The 22,964-nt window shown below is 40.4% G+C and carries 24 protein-coding genes and 1 pseudogene; 1 reads left to right on the top strand and 24 read right to left on the bottom strand.

From position 1 onward, the window contains the following. Nucleotides 1–163 precede the first annotated feature (163 nt). Nucleotides 164–856: a phosphoglycerate mutase gene (locus HSISS3_RS05385; protein ID WP_004184061.1), complete on the bottom strand. Its 693-nt coding sequence runs from the start codon at nt 854–856 to the stop codon at nt 164–166. Between the two features lie 255 nt (nt 857–1,111). On the opposite strand from HSISS3_RS05385, the gene HSISS3_RS05390 reads away from it, so the two are divergent. After that, nucleotides 1,112–2,047, top strand: a complete 936-nt coding sequence (locus HSISS3_RS05390; protein ID WP_021145533.1) for a dihydroorotate oxidase — start codon at nt 1,112–1,114, stop codon at nt 2,045–2,047. Nucleotides 2,048–2,113: 66 nt separating this feature from the next. Here the strand turns inward: HSISS3_RS05390 and HSISS3_RS05395 are convergent, their stop codons facing one another. The 23 genes and pseudogenes from HSISS3_RS05395 to HSISS3_RS05505 all read right to left on the bottom strand — a co-directional run bounded on the left by HSISS3_RS05395 (nt 2,114) and on the right by HSISS3_RS05505 (nt 22,837). Then, complete coding sequence (locus HSISS3_RS05395; protein ID WP_008534427.1) at nt 2,114–2,314, bottom strand: hypothetical protein; 201 nt, start codon at nt 2,312–2,314, stop codon at nt 2,114–2,116. A 58-nt stretch (nt 2,315–2,372) separates the two neighbouring features. Continuing rightward, nucleotides 2,373–2,648, bottom strand: a complete 276-nt coding sequence (locus HSISS3_RS05400) for an HU family DNA-binding protein (RefSeq protein ID WP_002884048.1) — start codon at nt 2,646–2,648, stop codon at nt 2,373–2,375. A gap of 136 nt (nt 2,649–2,784) precedes the next feature. After that, entirely contained in the window at nt 2,785–3,354 is a 570-nt protein-coding gene (locus HSISS3_RS05405) for a YpmS family protein (protein ID WP_004184064.1), read from the bottom strand. Next, a complete protein-coding gene (locus tag HSISS3_RS05410) occupies nt 3,347–4,222 on the bottom strand; it encodes an SGNH/GDSL hydrolase family protein (RefSeq protein ID WP_021151984.1) in 876 nt (291 codons plus the stop codon). Before HSISS3_RS05410 ends, HSISS3_RS05405 begins: the two co-directional genes overlap by 8 nt. Continuing rightward, complete coding sequence (locus HSISS3_RS05415; RefSeq protein ID WP_021151985.1) at nt 4,215–5,051, bottom strand: DegV family protein; 837 nt, start codon at nt 5,049–5,051, stop codon at nt 4,215–4,217. The genes HSISS3_RS05410 and HSISS3_RS05415 overlap by 8 nt, the downstream gene beginning before the upstream one ends. 69 nt (nt 5,052–5,120) lie before the next feature. After that, a complete protein-coding gene (recN, locus tag HSISS3_RS05420; protein WP_021151986.1) occupies nt 5,121–6,791 on the bottom strand; it encodes a DNA repair protein RecN in 1,671 nt (556 codons plus the stop codon). 8 nt (nt 6,792–6,799) lie between these two features. After that, the gene (locus HSISS3_RS05425) at nt 6,800–7,246 is read right to left on the bottom strand and encodes an arginine repressor (RefSeq protein WP_021151987.1); all 447 of its coding nucleotides are present in this window, start codon (nt 7,244–7,246) and stop codon (nt 6,800–6,802) included. Further along, on the bottom strand, nt 7,233–8,060 hold the full coding sequence (locus HSISS3_RS05430) for a TlyA family RNA methyltransferase (protein WP_021145538.1): 828 nt from the start codon (nt 8,058–8,060) through the stop codon (nt 7,233–7,235). Before HSISS3_RS05430 ends, HSISS3_RS05425 begins: the two co-directional genes overlap by 14 nt. Then, nucleotides 8,053–8,925, bottom strand: coding sequence for a polyprenyl synthetase family protein (locus HSISS3_RS05435; protein WP_021151988.1), 873 nt, complete (start codon nt 8,923–8,925; stop codon nt 8,053–8,055). Before HSISS3_RS05435 ends, HSISS3_RS05430 begins: the two co-directional genes overlap by 8 nt. Further along, entirely contained in the window at nt 8,925–9,140 is a 216-nt protein-coding gene (locus HSISS3_RS05440; protein ID WP_002884058.1) for an exodeoxyribonuclease VII small subunit, read from the bottom strand. The genes HSISS3_RS05435 and HSISS3_RS05440 overlap by 1 nt, the downstream gene beginning before the upstream one ends. Then, nucleotides 9,118–10,458 carry an exodeoxyribonuclease VII large subunit gene (gene xseA, locus HSISS3_RS05445; protein WP_021151989.1) on the bottom strand — a complete coding sequence of 447 codons (1,341 nt, stop codon included), beginning with the start codon at nt 10,456–10,458 and terminating at the stop codon, nt 9,118–9,120. The genes HSISS3_RS05440 and xseA overlap by 23 nt, the downstream gene beginning before the upstream one ends. Nucleotides 10,459–10,646: 188 nt before the next feature. Continuing rightward, a complete protein-coding gene (locus tag HSISS3_RS05450) occupies nt 10,647–11,408 on the bottom strand; it encodes a hypothetical protein (protein ID WP_021145541.1) in 762 nt (253 codons plus the stop codon). A 126-nt stretch (nt 11,409–11,534) separates the two neighbouring features. Continuing rightward, the gene (nth, locus tag HSISS3_RS05455; RefSeq protein ID WP_021151990.1) at nt 11,535–12,179 is read right to left on the bottom strand and encodes an endonuclease III; all 645 of its coding nucleotides are present in this window, start codon (nt 12,177–12,179) and stop codon (nt 11,535–11,537) included. Next, on the bottom strand, nt 12,179–12,889 hold the full coding sequence (locus tag HSISS3_RS05460; protein WP_042771865.1) for a DnaD domain-containing protein: 711 nt from the start codon (nt 12,887–12,889) through the stop codon (nt 12,179–12,181). Before HSISS3_RS05460 ends, nth begins: the two co-directional genes overlap by 1 nt. A 60-nt stretch (nt 12,890–12,949) precedes the next feature. After that, a complete protein-coding gene (gene metA / locus HSISS3_RS05465; RefSeq protein ID WP_008534414.1) occupies nt 12,950–13,894 on the bottom strand; it encodes a homoserine O-acetyltransferase MetA in 945 nt (314 codons plus the stop codon). Between the two features lie 170 nt (nt 13,895–14,064). Further along, entirely contained in the window at nt 14,065–14,583 is a 519-nt protein-coding gene (locus tag HSISS3_RS05470) for an adenine phosphoribosyltransferase (protein ID WP_021151992.1), read from the bottom strand. 114 nt (nt 14,584–14,697) lie between these two features. After that, nucleotides 14,698–16,909: pseudogene (recJ, locus tag HSISS3_RS05475) on the bottom strand (single-stranded-DNA-specific exonuclease RecJ). Nucleotides 16,910–17,208: 299 nt separating this feature from the next. Beyond that, nucleotides 17,209–17,613, bottom strand: a complete 405-nt coding sequence (locus HSISS3_RS05480; RefSeq protein WP_008534410.1) for a GNAT family N-acetyltransferase — start codon at nt 17,611–17,613, stop codon at nt 17,209–17,211. Between the two features lie 76 nt (nt 17,614–17,689). Beyond that, nucleotides 17,690–18,457, bottom strand: coding sequence for an SDR family NAD(P)-dependent oxidoreductase (locus HSISS3_RS05485; protein ID WP_021151995.1), 768 nt, complete (start codon nt 18,455–18,457; stop codon nt 17,690–17,692). Then, on the bottom strand, nt 18,457–19,386 hold the full coding sequence (rnz, locus tag HSISS3_RS05490) for a ribonuclease Z (RefSeq protein ID WP_021151996.1): 930 nt from the start codon (nt 19,384–19,386) through the stop codon (nt 18,457–18,459). Before rnz ends, HSISS3_RS05485 begins: the two co-directional genes overlap by 1 nt. Before the next feature lie 31 nt (nt 19,387–19,417). After that, nucleotides 19,418–20,059, bottom strand: a complete 642-nt coding sequence (locus HSISS3_RS05495; protein ID WP_021151997.1) for a hypothetical protein — start codon at nt 20,057–20,059, stop codon at nt 19,418–19,420. Beyond that, nucleotides 20,052–21,290 (bottom strand): GTPase HflX, encoded by a 1,239-nt coding sequence (gene hflX, locus HSISS3_RS05500; protein WP_008534405.1) that lies wholly within the window; start codon nt 21,288–21,290, stop codon nt 20,052–20,054. The genes HSISS3_RS05495 and hflX overlap by 8 nt, the downstream gene beginning before the upstream one ends. A 119-nt stretch (nt 21,291–21,409) precedes the next feature. Beyond that, nucleotides 21,410–22,837, bottom strand: coding sequence for an FtsW/RodA/SpoVE family cell cycle protein (locus HSISS3_RS05505; RefSeq protein ID WP_021145553.1), 1,428 nt, complete (start codon nt 22,835–22,837; stop codon nt 21,410–21,412). Nucleotides 22,838–22,964: the final 127 nt, after the last annotated feature.

Consider the following 22,964-nt stretch of genomic DNA (forward strand, 5'->3'; position numbering starts at 1 on the left):
ATGTATCTTATCTAGTATGATACATCTTTCGAACTTGAAAGTCAAGGAAAAATTACTGAATTGACTGACTTTTCTGACCGTTTCTTTCAATTTTTTTCAGGAAAAGAAAAAAGCTGACCGAAGCCAACTTTTCTATTTGTTAGTAATAACTACTTAACTCAGCTTATTTTCCGAGGTAGTATTCTTTAACAACGTTCAATTTTTCGTCAAATTCGAATACCAATGGTGGGAAGTTTGGAATTTCAACATCCATGATTTCGTCATCTGACAATTGTTTGATGTGTTTTACAAGGGCACGAATTGAGTTACCGTGAGCACCTACGAATACGTTTTTACCATCTTTAAGAGCTGGAGCAATCTTATCTTCCCAGAATGGAAGAGCACGTTCCAAAGTAACTTTCAAGTTTTCAGCATCTGGAATTACTGAATCGTCAAGTGAAGCGTAACGACGGTCTTTGTGTGCTGAGTGTTCATCATCACGGTCCATGTTTGGAGGCAATACATCGTATGAACGACGCCAGATGTGAACTTGTTCGTCACCGAATTGTGCAGCAGCGTCTGCTTTATTTTTACCAGTCAATCCACCGTAGTGACGTTCGTTCAAGCGCCATGATTTTTCAACTGGAACCCAAAGTTGGTCAGATGCTTCAAGCGCAAGGTTTGTTGTTTTGATCGCACGTTTCAATACTGAAGTATAAGCTTGGTCAAATTCAATACCAGCTTCTTTGATCAATTTACCAGCGTCAATAGCTTGTTGAGTACCTTTTTCAGAAAGATCTACGTCAGCCCAACCTGTGAAAAGGTTAGCTTTGTTCCATTCAGACTCACCGTGGCGAGCGAAAACCAATTTTACCATTAGTAATGTCTCCTTTATATTTTGGGTTATACCCATTTACTCCTTCTATTCTACCCAAAAAACCTTAAAAAAGCCAGCAAAATCCAAAAAATTCTGTAAAAGTCTACAGCTTCTTGCCTGGGGTATTAAAAATGCCTAGGTGAATTCACTTTTAAGATTATTGCCCATCTATTCTTTCCTTGTTTTAGGCATCTTTTCATGCTAAAATGAGATAAAATAGTAACATTTTGCTTTGTGATCTTTAAGGAGGATCTTATGGTTTCTACTGCTACAAAAATTGGCCAGTTTTCATTCGATAACTGCCTCATGAATGCTGCTGGTGTTCATTGCATGACCAAGGAAGAATTGGCAGAGGTTGAAGCTTCAGCCGCAGGTTCATTTGTTACAAAAACAGGAACGCTTGAAGCTCGCCCTGGTAATCCTGAACCTCGATATGTTAATGTTCCTCTTGGCTCTATCAACTCTATGGGTTTGCCTAATAACGGTTTTGAATACTACCTTGACTATGTCATTGAATTACAAAAGCAACCCAATACAAAAAATCATTTTCTTTCATTAGTTGGCTTGTCACCTGAGGAAACACACACTATTCTAAAAAAAGTTCAAGAAAGTGACTATGAAGGGCTCGTTGAACTCAACCTTTCATGTCCTAACGTTCCAGGTAAACCTCAAATCGCCTACGATTTTGAAACAACAACCGAGATCCTAACTGAAGTCTTTTCTTACTTTACGAAACCACTTGGTGTCAAATTACCACCTTACTTTGATATTGTGCACTTTGATCAAGCAGCTGCTGTCTTCAACCAATTCCCACTTGTTTTTGTCAACTGTGTCAACTCAATTGGTAATGGACTTTATATTGAAGACGAATCTGTTGTCATCAAACCTAAAAATGGTTTTGGCGGTATCGGTGGAGACTACATCAAGCCAACTGCCTTGGCAAACGTTCATGCTTTCTACCAACGTCTGAAACCTGAAATCCAAATCATCGGTACTGGTGGTGTCAAATCTGGGCGTGATGCTTTTGAACATATCCTTTGTGGAGCAAGTATGGTCCAAATTGGTACTGCACTTCAAAAAGAAGGTGTGGCTGTCTTTGACCGAATTACTAAAGAACTGAAAGAAATCATGGAAGAAAAGGGCTATGAAAGCCTTGAAGACTTCCGTGGAAAACTTCACTATATTGATTAATTCACTAAAAAAGAGCTTGGAAAAATCTCCAAGCCCTTTTTGTATACTTTGATGAGGATTCTCTTGTTAGACAAGACCATCATCGTCATGTTCATCCCAGTCTTCAAAAGGGTCTTTGCCCTCTTTTTCAGCTTGAAGACGTTTTTGACGTGCTTCTTCAATCTGTTCTTCACTAGGCTTAATCAGCTTACTTATAGCAACAATACCTGATAGTTTTATAACTGTGAAAACCAGAAGAAAAATCATTACCACGGTTAAGGTTGTCATAGTTTCCCTCTATCATTTCATGTAAAGCAAAACCCCTAAAAGCTTAGGGGTTTTAACATTATTTAACTGCGTCTTTAAGAGCTTTACCAGCTTTAAATGCAGGAACTTTAGAAGCTGCGATTGAGATAGCTTCACCAGTTTGTGGGTTACGACCTTGACGAGCAGCACGTTCGCGTACTTCAAAGTTACCGAAACCAATCAATTGTACTTTTTCACCTGCAGCAAGGAATTCTTCGATAGAAGCAAAAACTGCGTCTACTGCTGCTGCTGAATCTTTTTTAGTAAGTTCTGTTGCTTCCGCAACTTTAGCGATCAAATCTTGTTTGTTAGCCATTGTAACAATCCTCCAATATATTTCTAAGCGTAAAGTTTTTCTAGCGCTTGGACAAGTATTATCTTATCCTAAAAGACCTATCAGGTCAAGCAATAAACGCTAATTTCATTGCTTTTTTGCAAAAAGTAAAGGCTTTTTAATTTATTGTCTTGTAGATGTCAAATTCGATACGGTCATTGACCAAATCAAGACTCTTTGCACGTGCCGTTATTCCTTTTTCATTTTTCATTGATTGAATATTTAGGGTAACCTTTTCCTTCTTGTTATCAATGGAAATATAATCAGGTAACTTTGTCGAACGCTTAATCATCTTAAGAGCATCTGAAACAGGGAGGCTTAAAGAGCCAGCTGAAAGATCAGAAACTTTTAAAACGATTGCACCTGATTCACTGACAACCGGGGTGAAATAAACATAGAGGGGGACAGCATATCCTAAAACCTTATAACTACTCTCAAAAACAATTTTAGAATTAGTGACATTAACCTTGAAATGCATTTTATCAGTGGAATAATCTTGAGCAAAACCGGTTAGAGCTGCATCAAGTTCTTCTTTTGTCATGCTATAACGTCCAATTTTGGTAGCACCCTTAGGTAAGGACACTGAACTTGTTTCTACTGGGGTCATGACTCTATATGTCACAACACTTACTAGCGCTAAGTTCAAGGCAAGCAGCCCTAAAAATAGCCATTTCCATACCTTACTCACCTGACCACTCCTTCTTTGTTTGCGTAATACGTTTCAAAATAGCATCTGACATAATTTGATAACCTGTGTTGTTGGGATGAAAATGATCATCCTCAAAAAGGGCATCGTTAAGGTTCTTTGATGATGATTTAGAGGACTGGGATGTTTCATCCGAACTGGTCACGCCCCCTTTACCATCAATTCCCTTATAGAGTAAATCATTGACTGGAACAAAATAAACGTTTTGATATTCCTTGGAAACTTCTTCTGTAGCTTTGTTCCAATTATCAACAATCGTTTGCATCTCTGTCATATCTGGAAAGTTCAGATAGTAGGGATTGTAAATACCAACGATATAAATTGGCAATGTTTTATTGTCCTTACGAGCCAGCTCAACAATTTGTCGCAGCCTCTTTTGATAAGCCACAGCAGGTTTGTTGAAGGTATCAACACTAAGATTAGTGATATTATCCTTAACAACATGCATGACATCGTTACCGCCAACAGTTAAAGTCATTAGTTTGGCTTTTTTAAGGTCCCTCTGAATGTCTGCTTTTTCCTTCATCCGTTTGAGAATTTGGTTACTGGTATTTCCCGCAATGCCATAATTATTTGAGGTCACCTGCCAGTTAAAATCTGCCCCCATTGCCTGAGACAAAATAGGAACAAAGCCGCCTTGATTCGTGGTATCCCCTACACCTTGAGTAAGGGAGTCCCCGATAGCAACATAGGTGACCGTATCCTTTTTATCAGACTTCAGTTTTCCGACAGTTTTTAATGACTGATGATTACTTGGCACGATGAAGACAAAGAGCACGACGAATACGAAAAAAAGCAAGAAGAAGCCCAGAAGGCTTCTAAATAATACAGATTCTTTCAACTTATTCATAGCGAACCATTACGGCAAAGGCGCCTTCACCAGTGTGTGTTTGAATGATTGACCCTGTTTCAAGAATTGAAATTGGAGCATCCAATACCTCAAGTTTCGAAGCAAGTTCATGCGCCAAATCCGGTTTTCCTGCATAAGAAATACCAATCTCTGCTACTTTGCGATCTTTGATATTGTCAATGTAAGCATCCAACCATTTTGTAAAGGTCTTAGCCCCACGACCTTTAACAATAGTATTCAACTGATAATCTTTCAACTCCATAATGACACGGATGTTGAGTAATGATGATAAGAGTCCTGTAACACGTCCAATACGACCACCTTTGACTAGGTTTTCAAGGGTAGAGACGCCGATATGAAGCTCAGATTTGCTTTTTACTTCTTCAACACGTGCTACAATTTCTTCCAAACTAGCACCTGCTTGAGCTAATTTAGCCGCTTCGACCACTTGAAACTTAAGGCATTGATCTGTAAAACCCGAGTCCATAACAGTCACATCAGCACCTGAAAGACTAGCACCTTGACGTGAGGCTTCACAAGTCCCAGAAAGAGTATGCATGATGTGAATGGCCACGATATGTTCAGCGCCTTCATTGACAAGTTTTTCATAAGTTTCAGCAAACAGACCTACTGGCGGCTGACTTGTCTTTGGCAGCTCTTTACTATGTTTCATCATTTCCAAGAAGCGACCTTCTTCCCGAAGATCACTATCTGAATAGATGACACCGTCAACCATAACTGATAATGGCACAACAGTGATTTGATACTTTTTAACCAATTCTGGTTCAATCGTGATTGATGAATCAGTTACAATTCTAATTTTACTCATAATTTTCTCGCTTAACAAAAATTTATATTCTATTATAGCACGACTAGAGAGATTTGCCCAACTGTTTATCTAAACAGGACCATCTACTTTCAGCAAAGCTCTTGCTTGACTCAAGGCAGCATCGGTCACATTGTCACCAGCAAGCATCTTAGCAATTTCCTCAACCCTTTCGTCAGGAGTCAAGAGACGGACACGCGATACCGTCGTCTCATTATCACTTTCCTTAGAAATAAAGAACTGATAATCAGCAATAGCGATAACTTGCGGAAGGTGACTGATGGCTAAGACCTGACCGTGGCTTCCAATTTTATGAATCTTCTGAGCAATGGCTTGAGCAACACGGCCTGAAACACCAGTATCCACTTCATCAAAGACGATACTTGTTTTGTCTTCTTTTCGGGCAAAAGCTGATTTAATAGCTAACATAAGTCGAGACAATTCTCCTCCTGACGCAACCTTAACAAGCGGTTTAAAGCCTTCGCCAGGATTAGTCGAAATGTAAAACTCAACTTGTTCATTGCCATCACGGTTAAATTTTCCCTTCGTAAAGGTTACTTTAAAATCTGCCTTATCCATATAGAGGTCACATAGCTCAGCCTTAATCTCTGCTTCAAGAGCCGTTGCAATCTGATGACGTGCCGCCTGTAAGGTCTCTGCAGATGCAAGCAAGTCTTTTTCCAGTTGCTTAAGCTCTTGTTCCATGGCATCTGATGAGCTGGAATTCCCAGTCAGAAGGTTGTATTCTTTAGTCGAATTGTCCAGGTAATCCAAGACATCATCGACAGTTCCACCATATTTACGGGTAATAGCATTAATGGTATCTAAACGGTGTTCAATCTCCTGCAAACGACCTGCATCAAAGTCTAGATTATCTAAAAGATCACCCAACTGTTTGGTTACATCCTCAAGAACGTAATAGGCCTCTGATAGATTACCAGAGAGTTCCTTGTAATCAGAGTCATACTCTTCAAGGGATTGAAGGTCGTTCATGGCAGAGCGGACATTGGATAGACTAGAAAAATCTTCATTATCCAACATGACATAGGCATTTGTTAGTGTATCAGCTATCTGCTTATGATTCAGTAGTTTATCTCGCTCCTTCATCAAAGCAAAATCTTCTCCTGATTTTAAGGAAGCTGCCTCAATTTCTGCTATCTGAAAAGCCAGCATTTCAATACGAGCTTTATGCTCCTGCTCATTTTTCTGTTTTTCAAGAACAGCTTTTCTTAACTCACGGTAGCGGTCAAAATATTCTTGATACTTTTTCTTCGTTTGGAAAAATGCCTTATCTCCAAAAGCATCCAACATGCTAATGTGAAGAGCAGGTCTCATGAGTTCTTCCTGATCATGCTGACCGTGAATATCGACCAAAAAATGTCCTACTGCCTTAAGAATGGTTAGATTCACCATCTGGCCATTAATACGACTAACACTTCGACCATTTTGGAAGACTTCACGGCGGATAATCAATTCATCCTCAACAGGAATCCCATTATCTTCCAAGAGACTGACTAAAGTAGGATTTTGTTCAATTGAAAAGAACCCTTGAATTTCTGCCTTGGGAGCTGAATGACGTACCACTTCACTAGAGGCCCGTGCCCCTAGCATTAGATTCATAGCATCGATAATAATAGATTTCCCAGCTCCCGTTTCACCAGTAAGGACAGTCATCCCATTTTCAAAGTTAAGAGAAATTTCTTCAATAATTGCGAAATTCTTTATCGTAATTTCGAGAAGCATAAATCCTCCTATTCTTCAACCCACTTGACAATCTGTCCCTGTAATTCAATAGCTGCTAATTCTGACTGAGCCACTAAAAAGAGGGTGTCATCGTCAGCAATTAAACTAAAAATCAAGTGCTTGTATTCGTCCAAAAGAATCTTTTTGATGAGACGACTAGTTCCAGGCTGAACCTGGATATTCATGAAAGCTTGTTGACGGTCAATACGGATTAAGCGCTTAGATCCAACTGGAGATACACCTAAACGTCTAGGGGCATTTGAAAGCCCATAGATATAGGAACCATCTTCAGAAGGGACTTTTGTGATTCCAATTTCATTAATATCACGTGATACGGTGGCTTGAGTAGCTTTTAATCCCTCGTTTTGGAGTATTTTAACCAATTCTCCCTGAGTCGTAATTTTATTTTCTTGGACAATCTTTCGGATTAGCTCCAAACGATCATTCTTCTTCATTTTTCTTAAACTCCTTATGTGCTTGTGCTACAACTTCCTTGATAGCGGATATAACCTCATTCTTAGGCGAAGTTGTTTTCTCTAAGTGGGCCAGAAACTCAATATTACCATGGCCACCTTGAATAGGGGAAAAATCCAACCCTTTAACCGAAAAGCCATAATCAACTGCAAAAGCAGTGACTGTTTCTAGCACCTTCTCATGAACACTGCTCTCACGGACAATGCCATTTTTCCCAATTTGTTCACGACCTGCCTCAAATTGCGGTTTGACCAGGGCAACAACTTGTCCACCATCAACCAATACCTTAGCCAAAGCAGGTAGAATCAGATTAAGAGAGATAAAGCTGACATCAATAGATGCAAATGATGGTAAGCCTTCAGTAAAATCGGTAGGTTCAGCATAACGAAAATTGTACTGTTCCATGGAACGAACACGTTCGTCCTGACGCAGTTTCCAAACCAGCTGGTTAGTACCGACATCAACAGCATAAACCAGTTTAGCCCCATTTTGAAGCATAACATCAGTAAAACCACCTGTCGAAGCACCAATATCAATCGTAGTCATGCCTTCAACTGAGAGATTGAAAACCTTCAAGCCTTTTTCAAGTTTAAGACCTCCACGACTGACATACTTGAGTTTTTCCCCTTTAAGCTTCAACTCTGTCGCATCATCAATTTTTTCACCAGGTTTGTCATAACGCTCACCATTGATAACATTCACAACCAAACCAGCCATAACGCCACGTTTAGCTTGTTCTCGTGTGTCAAAAAGGCCTTGTTTATAGGCCAAGACATCTACTCTTTCCTTAGGCATGGAGTCGTAACCTTTCTATGATTTCTATAACGCTGTCCTTTTTAAAAACTTGACTCTCAGCCAAATTTTGGAAGATAGCCTCAGCTTTGTTAAGAGATTCCTCAAGAATGTCATATGATTTATCCAAACCAAGTAGGGCAGGGTAAGTTGATTTCCCAGCCACCACATCTTTTCCAGGTGTTTTTCCCAAGGCTTCAAAATCAGCTGTCACATCCAAGATGTCATCACGCACTTGAAAGGCTAGACCAATCAGCTGACCGGCTTCCTGAAGATTGTCCAAAACCTCTCGTCCTTGTTGAGCAACAATACCTGCTGCCACAAAAGGAAAGGTTAAGAGCTTACCTGTCTTATGTTCATGAATCTGAGCCAGTTGTGATAAATCAAGTTCTTGACCTTCACCCTTCATATCCAGCATCTGACCACCTACCATACCAAAGGTTCCCGAAGCATGAGAGAGAGCTTGAATCAATTCAACACGAATTTCTGCTGATAGCTCTGTTTGGGCAAGTAAATCAAAGGGGTCTAAAAAGAGAGAATCACCAGCCAAAATCGCCGTTGCTTCGTCAAATTTTTTATGGTTTGTCAAACATCCTCGACGGTAATCATCATTATCCATGGCCGGCAAATCATCGTGAATCAGACTTCCTGTATGAATCATTTCAAGACTCGCTGCGACATCAAAATGACTATCAGTTAACTCTAAACCAAATCCTTCAAGCAAATCCAAGAAAATGAGAGGACGAATACGCTTACCGCCACCATCAACTGAATAAAGAATAGCTGTAATCAGTTCATTTGATACTGGAAGATTCTTCTTTTGGTAGTAATCACGGATAGCAGCATCAATTTTTTCACGCTTAGTCATTAGGCATCCATTTCCGTTTCTGTACCGTCTGCTTGCATAACCTTAACCAATGTCTTTTCAGCATCTTCCAAGGTCTTCTGCAAATCTTTAGACAGGGCCATACCCTTTTGGAACTCCGCAATAGCATCTTCAAGAGCAACATCGCCTGTCTCAAGTTTAGTAACGATGGCTTCTAGGTCCTGTAAATTTTCCTCAAATGTTTTTTTCGTTGACATTTTTTACCTCTACTTCTAGTTCTCCATCCCTCATTTGGATAGTTAATTGATCACCTTCAGTAATATCCTTGATAGTGGTTAGGGGCTTATCGTCTTTATTGACAATAGCATAGCCCCTTGCAACAATACGACTAGTGTCCAGTGATAATAGAGCCTCTTGTGCCTTCTCTAGTCTGACACGATAGCCGTTAAGGGTGTTCTTGGTTGTAGTAACTAACAAACGCTGTAAGGACTCCCGACGGTCCTGATAATTCTCTACACTAGCAAAGAGATTCAAACCTTGCAGTCTCTGACTTAAAAGAGCCGTTTCTTTTTGTTTACGTTCAAACTCCTGCTTTATCAAGGTTTCAAGTCGGGTTGTCAATTGGTCAAGCTTTTGCAAATAGCCGTCATAAAGGCGCTCAGGCTGCCTAAAGACAATAGACTGTGACAATTTGGCTAAACGCTCTTGGTTATACTGTATACGTCTCAAACAAGCTTGATAACCCCTGTTTTGTCTTTCCCGAATCCAAACCAAGGTATCCGCCTTAGATACTGGCGTTGCAAGCTCTGCCGCTGCTGTAGGGGTAGCTGCCCTACGATCTGCTACAAAGTCAGCCAAAGTCGTATCGGTTTCATGACCAACACTAGAAATCACAGGCAAACGACTCTCAAAAATCGATTGCACCACAATTTCTTCGTTAAAGGCCCAAAGATCTTCGATTGAACCTCCACCACGACCGACGATTAAAAGATCCAGATTATCCCTTTGATTGGCTCTTTGGATATTTTCAGCAATTTCTTGTGCAGCTCCTTCTCCTTGAACCTTGGTAGGAAAGAGTAAAATCTCCACTCCGGGAAAACGACGACTAACTGTTGTAATGATGTCTCGAATAACCGCACCACTAGGACTCGTGACAACCCCAATCTTTTTGACAAAATTAGGAAGAGCCTGTTTATGACGCTCGTCAAAATAACCTTGAGCAGTTAGTTTCTTACGAAGCTGTTCAAATTGGAGAGCCAAGGCACCCACACCATCTGGCTCAGCTTTCTCGATAATAATCGAATAGGAACCACTAGGCTCATAGATTTGCACCCGACCAACAACATTGATTTTCATCCCTTCTTCGAGGTCAAAACCAAGTTTTTTGAAGACTCCTGCCCAAATTGTTGCTTGGATAACAGCTCCCTCATCCTTAAGAGAAAAATACTGATGACTAGGCCGACGACGAAAATTGGAAACCTGACCTGTCAAATATACCCTCTCTAAATAAGGATCACGGTCAAATTTCATTTTCAAATATTTAGTTAAAGAGGTGACCGATAAATAGTCTGACACGACAACTCTCCTTTTTAAAACTGATTAGTGAAAAATCCGAGGAGACTAAAAAAGTTCCGTCCAACTGATAATCTCAAATCTCCATAATCAACTTTTTAATTGTATACACGATTACCTTAAATTATACCAAAAAAGACTGTCAAAAGACAGTCTCAGACACCCTAGTCAGGCGTTTTATAACGGTTTAATTAGCTTGTTGAATATTTTTTGGAAACGACGTCCCAAGATCCACTTGAACCATCAAGACCACCATAGGCTTCTAACTGACCTTTTTTGTCAACTCGGAAAAGAAGGACATTATTACCATAACTATCAGAGAGTTGGGCATAGACTAGATTATCGTCATCGTCAGTCCATGAATAAACATTCCAACCCAGATTTTTATAACTTTCGCCTGTTGAGCCTTGTTCCTTGGCATAGGTAGAAACTACCCAGTCTTCTAACTGCTGATCAGACAATGATGACGTATCAACATTAGAGGACTGATTATCTGAAGATGCTGCAGCTGCTTCCTTACTTTTGGCTAACTGGCCATTTTTCCAAGGATTGGTTACGTTTTCGTTTTGGTTATTACTATACCACATTAGAGTGACAACAGGAATCACAACAGCAGCTACTGCCACAACGCCAATCACCCATCTAATCACTTTAGGGTCTCTTAGCCTATCAAAACTCGAAACCTTCCTACTTCTAGTAGGTTCATTCTTACGACGTCTAAATTCGCTCACAGCTTTTTCCTCTTTTTCTTGAAAGTAGTCCCTTTTTTTCTTTTCCTCTTGTTCCAAGAGTTTTTGCACTTCCTTACGGCCCTGCGGATCACTCGTTTGAGCCAAAGAAATTTGCAACTGAAAGATACGATTATCCAAAGCCTGCTCATATTCTTTGGCTGCTTCTCTATCACCATTATCTGCTAAGGCTCTGAGATACTCTTCATTACTGAATTCAGCCATACTATACCGCTCCTGCTTCTAAATCGTTTCTTCTATTTTCTTAAAGCCTGAGACTTTTGTCAAGTTACTAGTTTGTAACAAAATCTTACAGCTATAAAAAAGTTGAAGAAACTCACATTCTCCAACTTATTTCTTAATCATTTCCTTATAATACTTACAATAGCTTTGAAGAGGGCAGGACTGACATTTAGGATTCTTAGCTAAACAATGATAACGTCCAAAGAAAATCATGCGATGATGACTAATAATCCAGTCTCTTTTGGGGATTTTCTTCATCAACTCTGCTTCAATTTCCTCTACAGTTGCATCTTCTGCAACAATATTTAGGCGTTTCGAAACACGTGAGACATGTGTGTCAACAGCAATGGACGGAATCCCATAAACTTCGGCTAAAACAACATTAGCTGTTTTCCTTCCCACACCAGGTAAACTCTCTAATTCTTTGTGTGTTTTGGGAACTTGCCCATCAAAATTCATTAGAATAGCTCTTGCCGTTTTAATGATATTCTTAGCTTTATTCTTGTAGAGGCCGATGGTACGTAAGCACATTTCAACATCATCAAGATTGGCAGATGCTAGATCTTCAATTTCTGGATAACGAGCCCACAGACCGGGAGTAATCTTGTTAACAGCTTTATCTGTTGTTTGCGCAGATAAAATAACCGCAACAAGGAGTTGAAAAGGAGTTTTCCACTCCAACTCTCCATGAGCATTGGGAAACATCTCTCCCATGAGAGCTAGAGCCTCATTAACACGTTTTCTTCCTAACATTATTGACCACCCCATAATTGACGGGCTGCATCCATTCCTGTTTTGAAGTCTTCCGAAACCTGATGAGCCTGTTTCTTTCCTTGATGCTCCAAACGACGCTGTTCAACTTGAAGTTTAGTAGTGATGCCACTCAATTTCCAGTTGCGAAGAACACCTTTAACGTAATTCCAATTTGTTTTTTGGTTAAAGACAGCTTCTCTCAAAGCCTCACGAATAAGTTCAGGATCAGTATGTTCTTCTTGAATTTCCTTGTTTAAATCTTCAATAACCATAGGATTCAAGATTCCCAAAGCCTGTTCCAACTCATCCGTCAGTTGTTTGATGAGTTGTGTATTGGTTGGTTGACCAACGACAGGACCAGTCGTCGTCTTTTCATTACTCACTAGCTTATCTAAAATAGCTAAAGCAGGTGAAGCATCGACAACCATCTCAATTTCATTATTAACCTTAATTGTTGTGGCATCAAGGAGTCCAGCCTCGGTCAATGTCGTAATGCTCTTATTGACCTCAGTTGGTGTCTTACCAGTTGCCTGCGCAATCTGACTAGAAGCCACTTCTCCAATCTGAGTTGTCGTTTGCAGATAGAGAAATTGCCAGACTAAAAAGTCATCCGCCGACGGAAAAATATCCTTAAAATGGAAAAACAAGGCGTTTGGAAGGACCAGATTTCCTGATCGATACTGTTCAAAAAACTCATAATAACCTTTCAGAGTTGCTAGACTAACTCAAAAAGTCTAAATAGTCACACATAAGACTTTTGAATCTGTCTGCTACAAATAACCGTAGAATGAAAAATCGTCTTCCAACTCTTCTAAACGATAAGGTGTTTCTTGATAGACTGCGTAGTTAATCCAATTACTAAAGAAAGCTGATGCCGCAAGGTTCCAACGCAGTTGAGGTTCCTGATTAGGATCATCCTCTGGAAAATAATTTGCTGGTACATCAGGGTTTATGCCAACATCCAAGTCTCTTCGATATTCTCTAGCCAATGTATCCCGGTCATATTCAAAGTGGCCAAAACTATAAACCTCACGAAGATTCTTACTGGCTAAAATAGACAATCCTACTTCAGGACCTGAGACAACGACATCTAAATCTGTCTTATTTTTGATGTCTTCAAGAGTAACTTCTGTATAGCGTGAGTGAGGTGATACAAAGCTGTCATCAAAGCCATTCATGAGGAAATTTTCTGGCATGTCAACGGTTTGTTTATAGATTCCAGATAATTTCTCTGGCAAGGCAACCTTGTCAACCCCATGTTTGTAATAGAGGCCTGCTTGAGCTCCCCAACACAAATGAAGGGTTGAATAAACATGCTTTTTAGACCAGTCAAAAACTCGTGTCAATTCCTGCCAATAATCAACTTCCTCAAAAGGCATTTGTTCAACAGGAGCCCCCGTCACGATAAGACCATCGTAATACTTGTCCTTGATTTCATCAAATGTCTTATAAAAAGTCTTCATATGTTCGGCATGGGTGTTTTTCGATTTATGGCTAGCCATATAAAGAAACTCAACGTTAATCTGTAGTGGCGTATTTGCCAAAAGACGTAGCAACTGGGTTTCTGTCACTTCTTTAGTTGGCATTAGGTTAAGGATTAGGACCTCCATTGGTCGTATATCCTGACTACTAGCCCTATTCTCATCCATGATGAAGACATTTTCCGAACGCAATACATCAAGAGCTGGTAACTTATTATCAAGTTTTATAGGCATAACAACATCTCCATCCTTGTCTATTCTATCTTCATATTATAAACCGGGGAGGTATTGTTATCAAATATATATTTTCTCTAGTTAGCTATAGCTTAAAACTATATAAGAAAGCATATTCTGTTTAAAAGAGTTAAAAAGGCCCTAAGGCCTTTTGTAAAATCAGGAATAAATTATCCCGGGAAGTTCATCAATACTTTAGTGTCATAGCCTTCGATAGCTTGACGTCCATTAAGACCGTCAAGTTCAATCAAGAAGGCACAACCAGCAACAACACCGCCAAGGCGTTCTACCATTTCAATTGTGGCTTTCACAGTTCCGCCAGTCGCCAAGAGATCATCAACGATAAGGACACGTTGACCAGGTTTAATGGCATCAGCGTGCATACAAAGCGTATCAACACCGTACTCTTTTTCGTAATTTGCTGAAATGACTTCACGTGGCAATTTACCAGGTTTACGAACTGGCGCAAAGCCAATTCCAAGTTGATAAGCAACTGGACATCCAACAATGAAACCACGTGCTTCTGGACCAACAATCATATCAATCTTCATATCCGTAGCATACTGAACGATTTCACGAATAGCATAGCCATAAGCTTTTCCATCAGCCATCAATGGGCTAATATCACGGAAAGTAACCCCTTCTTTAGGGTAGTTTTCAATAGATGCAATATAGTCTTCTAATTTCATTTGTTCTTCCTATAGGCATTTTGCCAAAAAATATTTACATATTATTATAGCATGAAACCGTGGATTTAGAAAATACTAACCCCTAGATTCTAAACCAATCATCTTAGTTGGTCACTACTGCTCTGACTTGTAGAGCCAATCATAAATTTCCCGTGGTGTTCCCAAAGCCATAAGTTCTTGGAACTTAACTAAATGTTTAAGGTCTTGGAAAATCTGACTGTCTTCAATGTCACGTTTTTCAGCTTCTTTATTGACTGTCATAACACCATTATCAATGGTCACAAAGTCCAATTCATCAAAAATCTGAATCATCTTGATAAGGAGAATTTTATCAATTTTAAGGTAATGACTGAGGTCATCCAGTTTATAGCGGACATCAAACTCTGGAAATTGGTAGATGGTCTTATAGAGCCTTGCGAACTGCTCTCTGGTTCCATAGCCGGTCAGATAATAAGCCTGTTTGATGCTATTCTTAAAGTATATCGCTTGGAAATCCTTACCTTCAAACCACTCTTTCAATTCTGTCGCAGATTCAGGCAACTTATTAAGGACTACCTCAGGTGCTGTGTCTGATGCTTCTTCTACCATCGGTACGCCTTCTGGTAGAGTCATATTTTTAGCACGAATATCAAATAATTGGATGCCTTCTACACGCGCATCCTCAAGCATAAGCTGGAGTGTTGTCTGACCATTCCAAACATTTACAGATAAGGTCACGGCTAATTCCAAACCTTGAGCTTGTTGGAATTCTTGAAGCAAATGACCTTTATTAAAGGCGACAACATCAAAACTAGCCTTGCCTTGTTTAACCTTAAACTTAAGATGAGCTCCATTTTGTCCCATAGTCCTGGCTTGAGTCACTGTAATATCATGTAGCCAAAAGACTGGCTTTTTATTATCCATGCCAAAAGGAGCTAATTTCCCCAGGCTCTTTATAGTATCCAAGCTAAGCTCACTGAGCTTGAGTTCCTCGTCTAGATTGAGTGTATTTTTAGCGCTTGTATCAATGTCATTGTCATAGACATAATGGCACAAAATATCGGAGAGTTGACCAAGATTTTCCTCTGGAAGGGTCATCCCAGCTGCTCCAGCATGCCCTCCAAAAGCAGTAAAAATGTCTCGATGATTATCTAGGGCATGGAAGATATTGATAGATTCCAGACTACGGGCTGAACCCTTAGCCAGGCCAGCTTCGATATTTAAAACTACCACTGTCTGACTGATTTGTTCCATGATGCGACCAGCAACAATGCCGAGAACACCCGGATGCCAGCCTTCCTTAGCCAAAACCTGAACAGGTTTATCCAAGTCTACCATAGTCATGGCTTCATCAAAGATTTTTTGAACAACTTCCTTGCGTTCTTCATTTTTTGGCATTTATATTCAGAGCAATGGCTTGAGCTTCTTCATCGTCAAATCCGGTCAGCAGTTCAATAGCTGGATTTGGATCGTCTAAGCGCCCCAAGGCATTGAGTTGAGGGGCCAGTTTAAAACCTACTGTTTCTTCAGAAATCGTTGTTGGGTCTACATCTGAAATACGGAGTAACTCTTGCAGTCCAATACGCTCAGTAGTCTTTAGAATTTCCAGACCCACCTTGACCATAATACGATTTTCATCCGTTAGACTAACCATATCGGCAATGGTCCCAATGGCTACCAAGTCCAGCATCTCTGTAGGAATGGTCTCAAGGAGGGCCGTTGCCAATTTGAAAGCTACTCCACAACCTGCCAAATACTTAAAAGGATATTCGGCATCTGGATGTTCCGGATGGACAATAGCGTAGGCATCTGGAAGCTGAGCTGGCATGCTATGGTGGTCAGTAACGATAACATCCACACCTTGCTCTTGCGCATAAGCGATAGCCTCATTCCCCGCTACCCCATTATCAACTGTAACAATGAGTGAAATGCCTTCCTGTTCAATGAAGTACTTGTAGACACTTTCGTTTGGCCCATAACCATCTGTAAAACGGTTAGGCAAATAGACTCGAACTTCAGCGCCCATCATTTCAAGAGCTTCCTTGACAATCGATGCTGATGTCATACCATCCGCATCATAGTCTCCATAGACTAAGATTTGTTCATAATTTTCAATGGCTTGACGAATTCTAGCCACTGCCTTATCCATATCATGCAGAAGATAGGGGTCATGCAGGTGTGATAAATCAGCCTTGAGAAAGTCTTCAATATTCTCTTCTGTCGTAATGCCACGTTCATAGGCAATCTTGGCTGCTGTTTCTGCCAGCCCATGTTCTTTGGCAAGTTTAAAAAAGCCAGCATCTGGCTCTTTTGTATTTATTTTCCAATCATACGTTGATGTAATCATGTTTTTATATTTTCTCCCTGTCATCTAGTCTACTTATTATAACATGAATAAATTTATCAGACTGGATAGAAGTCTGAGTTTTCTAAAAAGAGAACGGAAAAAATCGGAAGATGCATAGACTCGTAGTACATTTATAATCAAGACCTGCTTTTCTAAGCAAAATAATATTCTGGATATTTCTCCCTTATTTGTCTTGTCTTTTCTCCTCTTACTTTTATCTAACTCTATTCTACTATCGTTTTCAAGCAATGTAGGGTAAAACAAGAAGAAAAGGATTCCCTGTCCGGAAATCCTCTACATCAATTTTTATAAATCATCCCTGTACAGGCTTGCTCTGAAAGTTCGACAAAACCCAGAGATTGGTAAAAGGCTAGATTTTTCTCGCTACGTTCAGTGGCAAGGAGCCGTTGATAGACATTGGGGAAAGTTGCTAAAGCCTCTTCTAAGAGTTTCTTTCCGATACCTTGGCGCTGATGATCTGGTTGCACCAAGAGGTCCTGCACAAAAATGACAGAGTGACCATCTCCTACCAAGCGAATGTAGGCTACTAGCTCCTCCTTATCATAGACTGACAACTGCCAGAGACTGGCTTTGACAGCTTCTTCTAGCATAGATGGGTTGTTAGTATAATTGGTCCAGCCAACCGAGCTGTAGAGTGCGAGTAGGTCTTCCATCGCTGGAATTTCTTGTTTGTATTCTAACATCTTAACTCCTTTTTTAACCTATAGTGCTGGAGGTTTTCTAAATAAGATTGGATATTTGATGCCGTCTAGCACCCCCCTATTTGTAGTTAAATATATTGGTAGCTAGCTTGTCCGAGATGCGTGGAAATAGCGTATAGCCTTTGTGAGCAACTGCTAAGAGTCGTGGCAGATTGACTTCTCGTTTGTTTTTGCCCAGAATACGGACAATCTTTTTAGCCACGTACTTAGGACTGAGGACAAACTTTTTAACACTCTCAAGATAAGCTCCAGAGGGGTCAGCTTGATCAAAGAAGCTTGTCTCAATTGGACCTGGATTGACGGTTGTCACATAAACGCCCTTATCAGCTAGTTCCAGACGCAGGGCATCTGAGAAGCCAATTACCGCAAACTTTGTCGCTGCATAGACACTTGAGTTGGCTGTCGCAATTTTCCCCGCCATACTGGCGATATTGATGATATGGCCATGGCCTTGCTCCACCATTTTCTCAGCCATCAGACGTGAAAAGGTCATGGTCGCAAAGGTATTGATATCAAACATATCACGGACTTCTTGGCTAGTGTAACAATCATAAGATTTAAATTCGCCGAAGCCAGCATTATTGATAAAAACATCAATACGGCCAAAACGTTGATAGAGATAATTTACCATTTCATTAATGGCATTGTCGTCTCTAAGGTCAATGGCAAGACAGGTTTTATTTTCCACATGACGATAGCATTTCTCCAGCTTGTCCTTGTCTCGTCCTAAGAGGATAATGCCATCACTGGGGGAGAGCTGCTTAACAATTTCTTGAGCAAGACCTCCTGAGGCACCCGTAATAGCGATAATACGTTGTTTAGCCATTAGATTTCTACCTCTTCCAAGTCTCGTACAATGTAGGTATTTTTGAAAATCGTTTGGGCATCTGCCGCCATCCTACCGATGTCTCGGCCCAAGAAACGAGCTGAAACATGATTGAGTAACAAACGCTTGGCTGAAGCATCTTTAGCGACCTGGGCTGCTTGTATATTGGTTGAATGTCCATGACTTTTGGCAATGTTTTCATCACCCTTACCATAAGTTGACTCATGAACCAAGACATCAGCACCCAATCCCAGACGAACACTAGCATTCGTCTTCCGGGTATCACCCAAGATAGTAATCACTTTGCCTTTCTTAGGCGCAGAAATATAGTCCTTGGCAATGATTTTTGTACCATTTTCAAGAACCACATCTTGACCATTCTTGATTTGACCAAAGAGTGGTCCAAATGGGACACCAGCTGCTTTGAGGGCCTCAGCATCCAGAGTACCCTCTAGGTCTTTTTGAACCACACGGTAGCCAACACAAAAAATAGTATGATCCAACTTATCAGCATAAACAGCAAATTTGTCATTTTCCATAACCAAGCCTAACTTATGCTTATCAATCTCAGTAAAATGCACATGGTAAGGTAAACGTGTCCCCGAGGTACGAAGACTGGTCATAACATATTGCTTGATACCTACTGGACCATAAACCTCCAAATCTGTTTGTTCTTCACTGGATTGGAAGGAACGACTCGCCAAGAAGCCAGGCAAGCCGAAGATATGGTCTCCATGCATATGCGTGATGAAGATTTTCTTAACTTTACGAGGCTTTATCGTTGTTTCTAAAATCTGACGCTGGGTTCCTTCCCCACAATCGAACATCCAGACTTCATTGATTTCATCGAGTAGCTTCAAAACCAAGCTCGATACATTCCGAGCCTTGGATGGTTGTCCAGCTCCTGTCCCTAAAAATTGTAATTCCATAACGTTCTATACTTTCTATCTATTGTTCTTCTTATTTCTGGACAATATAAGCCAGGCATTCACGTTGTGCAAAGCCATAATAAATCACTTGCCCTTTATACTGAGCCAAAAGTTCGACTAATTCATCCTGATTGAAACTAGCCAACTTAATGACATTTCCCTTAAGCTTAGACACACGACTAAGAAGCTGACCTTCTGGAGTTAGTTCTTCTAGCACCTCTTCATCAAAGTCAACCTTAGCCATCTTAATTTTGCTTCCTTCAAGATAAACTTTATACTGTGGAAAAACTTGAGCAAGTTCAAACAAAATAGTCGTTGTTGGAACCTCTAATTGCTCTGAAAAGACATGGGCAACCTCATCATCTGTTTCATAGCAAAAACCGTATGATTTTCCCGAAAGATTGAGACGAATAAAGGGCTTACGCTCATCAAAAGATGGTGCCAAATTAAACAAATCCAATGCTTTTGACAACTCCAAGTAGTAATCCGTTGCTGCTTCTGGAGATTGTTTCTGGTAGATCTCTGCAAAATAAGCATTAATGACACTTGGTGGAGGGGTAATAAAGGCCAATTTTTGACTGTCCGAAAGATCAGACAGGGCATTTTTCAAATAAACCTTATCCAAACTTGTAAAACCACCATATTTCAAAGCTAAATCCATATAATCAGTCATAAAATTCTTCCAATTTCCATTTATTTTTTGGGGAAATAAATCCTGTAATTTCTTCCACTTCTGTCTCAAAGTTGTAACTATCTAGTAAGGCCAATTGACTCAACTGATAGAGTTTATAAGCTTGGTCTTGATGAACCTTAATACTAAAAGGCTCAAACAGTTGCTGAATCTCATCAATCAAGAGTCTTCTAAGTGTTTCTCTGCTCCCCTTGTCACGCGCTGAGAGGCGAACATTAGGAAAGACGGTTGCCACCAAGTTATCAGCTACATCCATCTTATTGTAGATAGCAAGGCGTGGAATATCACTCATATCCAAGTCTTTGAGAATGTCCAAGACCACCTTTTCATGCTCTTCATGATTGGGGTCACTGGCATCAATGACATGCAAAAGTAGGTCAACATTACGGCTTTCTTCCAACGTTGATTTAAAAGCTGCAACCAATTCTGTTGGCAAATCCTGAATAAATCCAACCGTATCCGTCAGGGTCACTTGAAATTGGTCCTTAAGATAAATTTTCTTCGTTGTGGCATCAAGAGTCGCAAAGAGTTCATTGGCCTCATATTGTTTATCATCCGTCATAAGATTCATGATAGTTGACTTTCCAGCATTGGTATAACCAATCAAGCCAATTTTAAAGGTACTTGAATCAACACGCTTTTCACGAATGGTTTCTCGGTTCTTCTCCACAATCTTTAATTGACGTTCAATATCAGCAATCTGATTACGAATGGAACGACGATTGAGCTCCAACTGACTTTCACCAGGTCCACGGCTACCAATGCCCCCCGCTTGACGACTGAGCATAATCCCTTGACCAGCTAGACGTGGTAACATGTATTTGAGCTGGGCTAGATGTACCTGAAGTTTCCCTTCATGGCTTCTGGCTCTCATGGCGAAAATATCCAAAATCAATTGCATACGATCAATGACTTTTACGCCAAAGGCTGCTTCAAGATTGGTATTTTGACGAGGCGTTAAACGGTTATTAACAATGACAGTGCTAATCTCATCCGCATCTACCATGGCCTTGATTTCCTCTAATTTTCCTGAACCTACGAAGGACTTACTATCATAGCGTTCACGTTTTTGGGTATAGCTAGCTACAACCTCTGCTCCTGCTGTTTTGGCAAGACTGGCAAGCTCCTCCATGGACATGTCAAAATGCTCTGTTTCTTGCAATTCAACACCTACTAAAATAGCACGTTCTTGCTGCTTGGCTGTCTCTATCATAGCAAACCCCTTTTCGAAATAGTCGCCTTCTATTATACCACAGGCAGGGGCAAAGAGGAGGACACGGGCCTTAATTTTTTACAAAGAAAAACAAGTTGAACTTGTCAACTTGCTTCTGCTTAGTGTTTGCGTGTCGGTTTATTTTTCGAACCCTTACGACGCTTACCTTGATGAAGGCTTGGCGTATTTTGAGAAATGGTTTGACGCATTTTCTCTGTTGCCTTATCCACCTTATCTTTAGCCTTAACCAACTCTTGAGTGGCCTTATTAGCACTCTTAGAGGGTTTATTTTTTTTAGGATGAGTCTTGGTAACAGGCTTCACATGACTAGTCCCTGAGACACGCATGCGACGAGACATAGCTAGGAGAATTTTATTTTCCTCATTAAGATTGGTTTGATAAGCCATTGAAAGCACCAAACCAACTCCAATTAGGTTCGAGATGAGTGAAGATCCCCCTTGAGAAATAAATGGCAAAGGAATACCTGTCAAAGGAAGGATGCCTACTGCTGCCCCAATATTTTCAAAAATATGGAAGACAATCATCATAATAAAACCAGTAGAGATAAAGGTATAAAAACGATTGTTAGACCTAAAAGTCACTCGTAACATACGGTAAATGAGGAAGAGATAGGTCAGAAGGACCAAGCCACTACCAACCAAACCAAAATCCTCTGCAATTACTGTGAAAATCATATCACTCTCACGAACTGGGACATTTAACTCTAGATGGTTAAATCCTTTACCATAGATACCACCAGTACCAATAGAAATCATGCCTTGAGTCTGTTGAAAAGCAATGCCATCCGCATAAGTGAAAGGATCCAACCAAGCTGAGATACGGTTAATCTGATAAGTTTGAACCCCCATCTTAATCAGAGCTTCCTTACCCCAATCTGTGATAAAGACCATGACAAACAGGGCTACACCAGCCACAAAGGCTAGAACCACTGGCAAGATGATACGCCAGGATATTCCTGAAACAACGACTATACCCGCTAAAATTGCCAGGAAGACCAAGGCTGTCCCCATATCACCCTGGAGAACCAAAAGGCCCAAAACAGGGAGGGTAACTGCTGTATACTGGAAGAGGAGAAGCCAGTCATCCTTAAGGTCGGTCACTTCTCGTCCTTGCTTAGCCCAGACACCTATCCTCGAAAGAAAGAGGATATAGGAAATCTTCATAAATTCAGACGGTTGAAACAAGGTAACCGATCCAATACTGACCCAGTTTTTGGCACCCGTAGATTCCACCACAGCAGGTGAATAGAAAACAAGGGGCAGGACCATCAACCCCAAGCCAAATACATACAGCCAAGGAGTTATCTTCCAAAGAAACTCAGTGTTAAATAACATGACAACAAAAGCAAGTACTGAACCTAGGAAAATCCATAGTACTTGCTGGGACATGACTTGCACGAGATTCTTGGGGTAATCAAAGTTTGTCGCAATAAATATCGAGACTAGGCCAACCAGTAACAGGATTAGAACTGGTAAGAGAATCGAGTAATCTATCCGACTTTCAATAGTGTTTTTTGACTTAGTCATGTGCACTCCAAAATAAAGATTTAGTAAGAGTTATTATACCACTTTTTCGTCCAGACAAATGACCTAAATGTATAAAAAATTAACATTTTTTAACGAAAAAAGCAACCACACAAATGTGATTGACTTC

Origin of the sequence: Streptococcus sp. HSISS3, assembly GCF_000448605.1 — a bacterium.
Classification (GTDB): Bacteria; Bacillota; Bacilli; order Lactobacillales; family Streptococcaceae; genus Streptococcus; species Streptococcus raffinosi.

Coding starts and splice junctions, on each gene's coding strand:
- HSISS3_RS05385 (WP_004184061.1), bottom strand. CDS start 856: ATGGTAAAATTGGTTTTCGCTCGCCACGGTGAGTCTGAATGGAACAAA.
- HSISS3_RS05390 (WP_021145533.1), top strand. CDS start 1,112: ATGGTTTCTACTGCTACAAAAATTGGCCAGTTTTCATTCGATAACTGC.
- HSISS3_RS05395 (WP_008534427.1), bottom strand. CDS start 2,314: ATGACAACCTTAACCGTGGTAATGATTTTTCTTCTGGTTTTCACAGTT.
- HSISS3_RS05400 (WP_002884048.1), bottom strand. CDS start 2,648: ATGGCTAACAAACAAGATTTGATCGCTAAAGTTGCGGAAGCAACAGAA.
- HSISS3_RS05410 (WP_021151984.1), bottom strand. CDS start 4,222: ATGAATAAGTTGAAAGAATCTGTATTATTTAGAAGCCTTCTGGGCTTC.
- HSISS3_RS05415 (WP_021151985.1), bottom strand. CDS start 5,051: ATGAGTAAAATTAGAATTGTAACTGATTCATCAATCACGATTGAACCA.
- recN (WP_021151986.1), bottom strand. CDS start 6,791: ATGCTTCTCGAAATTACGATAAAGAATTTCGCAATTATTGAAGAAATT.
- HSISS3_RS05425 (WP_021151987.1), bottom strand. CDS start 7,246: ATGAAGAAGAATGATCGTTTGGAGCTAATCCGAAAGATTGTCCAAGAA.
- HSISS3_RS05430 (WP_021145538.1), bottom strand. CDS start 8,060: ATGCCTAAGGAAAGAGTAGATGTCTTGGCCTATAAACAAGGCCTTTTT.
- HSISS3_RS05435 (WP_021151988.1), bottom strand. CDS start 8,925: ATGACTAAGCGTGAAAAAATTGATGCTGCTATCCGTGATTACTACCAA.
- HSISS3_RS05440 (WP_002884058.1), bottom strand. CDS start 9,140: ATGTCAACGAAAAAAACATTTGAGGAAAATTTACAGGACCTAGAAGCC.
- HSISS3_RS05450 (WP_021145541.1), bottom strand. CDS start 11,408: ATGGCTGAATTCAGTAATGAAGAGTATCTCAGAGCCTTAGCAGATAAT.
- nth (WP_021151990.1), bottom strand. CDS start 12,179: ATGTTAGGAAGAAAACGTGTTAATGAGGCTCTAGCTCTCATGGGAGAG.
- metA (WP_008534414.1), bottom strand. CDS start 13,894: ATGCCTATAAAACTTGATAATAAGTTACCAGCTCTTGATGTATTGCGT.
- HSISS3_RS05470 (WP_021151992.1), bottom strand. CDS start 14,583: ATGAAATTAGAAGACTATATTGCATCTATTGAAAACTACCCTAAAGAA.
- HSISS3_RS05480 (WP_008534410.1), bottom strand. CDS start 17,613: ATGTTAGAATACAAACAAGAAATTCCAGCGATGGAAGACCTACTCGCA.
- HSISS3_RS05485 (WP_021151995.1), bottom strand. CDS start 18,457: ATGGCTAAACAACGTATTATCGCTATTACGGGTGCCTCAGGAGGTCTT.
- rnz (WP_021151996.1), bottom strand. CDS start 19,386: ATGGAATTACAATTTTTAGGGACAGGAGCTGGACAACCATCCAAGGCT.
- HSISS3_RS05495 (WP_021151997.1), bottom strand. CDS start 20,059: ATGACTGATTATATGGATTTAGCTTTGAAATATGGTGGTTTTACAAGT.
- hflX (WP_008534405.1), bottom strand. CDS start 21,290: ATGATAGAGACAGCCAAGCAGCAAGAACGTGCTATTTTAGTAGGTGTT.
- HSISS3_RS05505 (WP_021145553.1), bottom strand. CDS start 22,837: ATGACTAAGTCAAAAAACACTATTGAAAGTCGGATAGATTACTCGATT.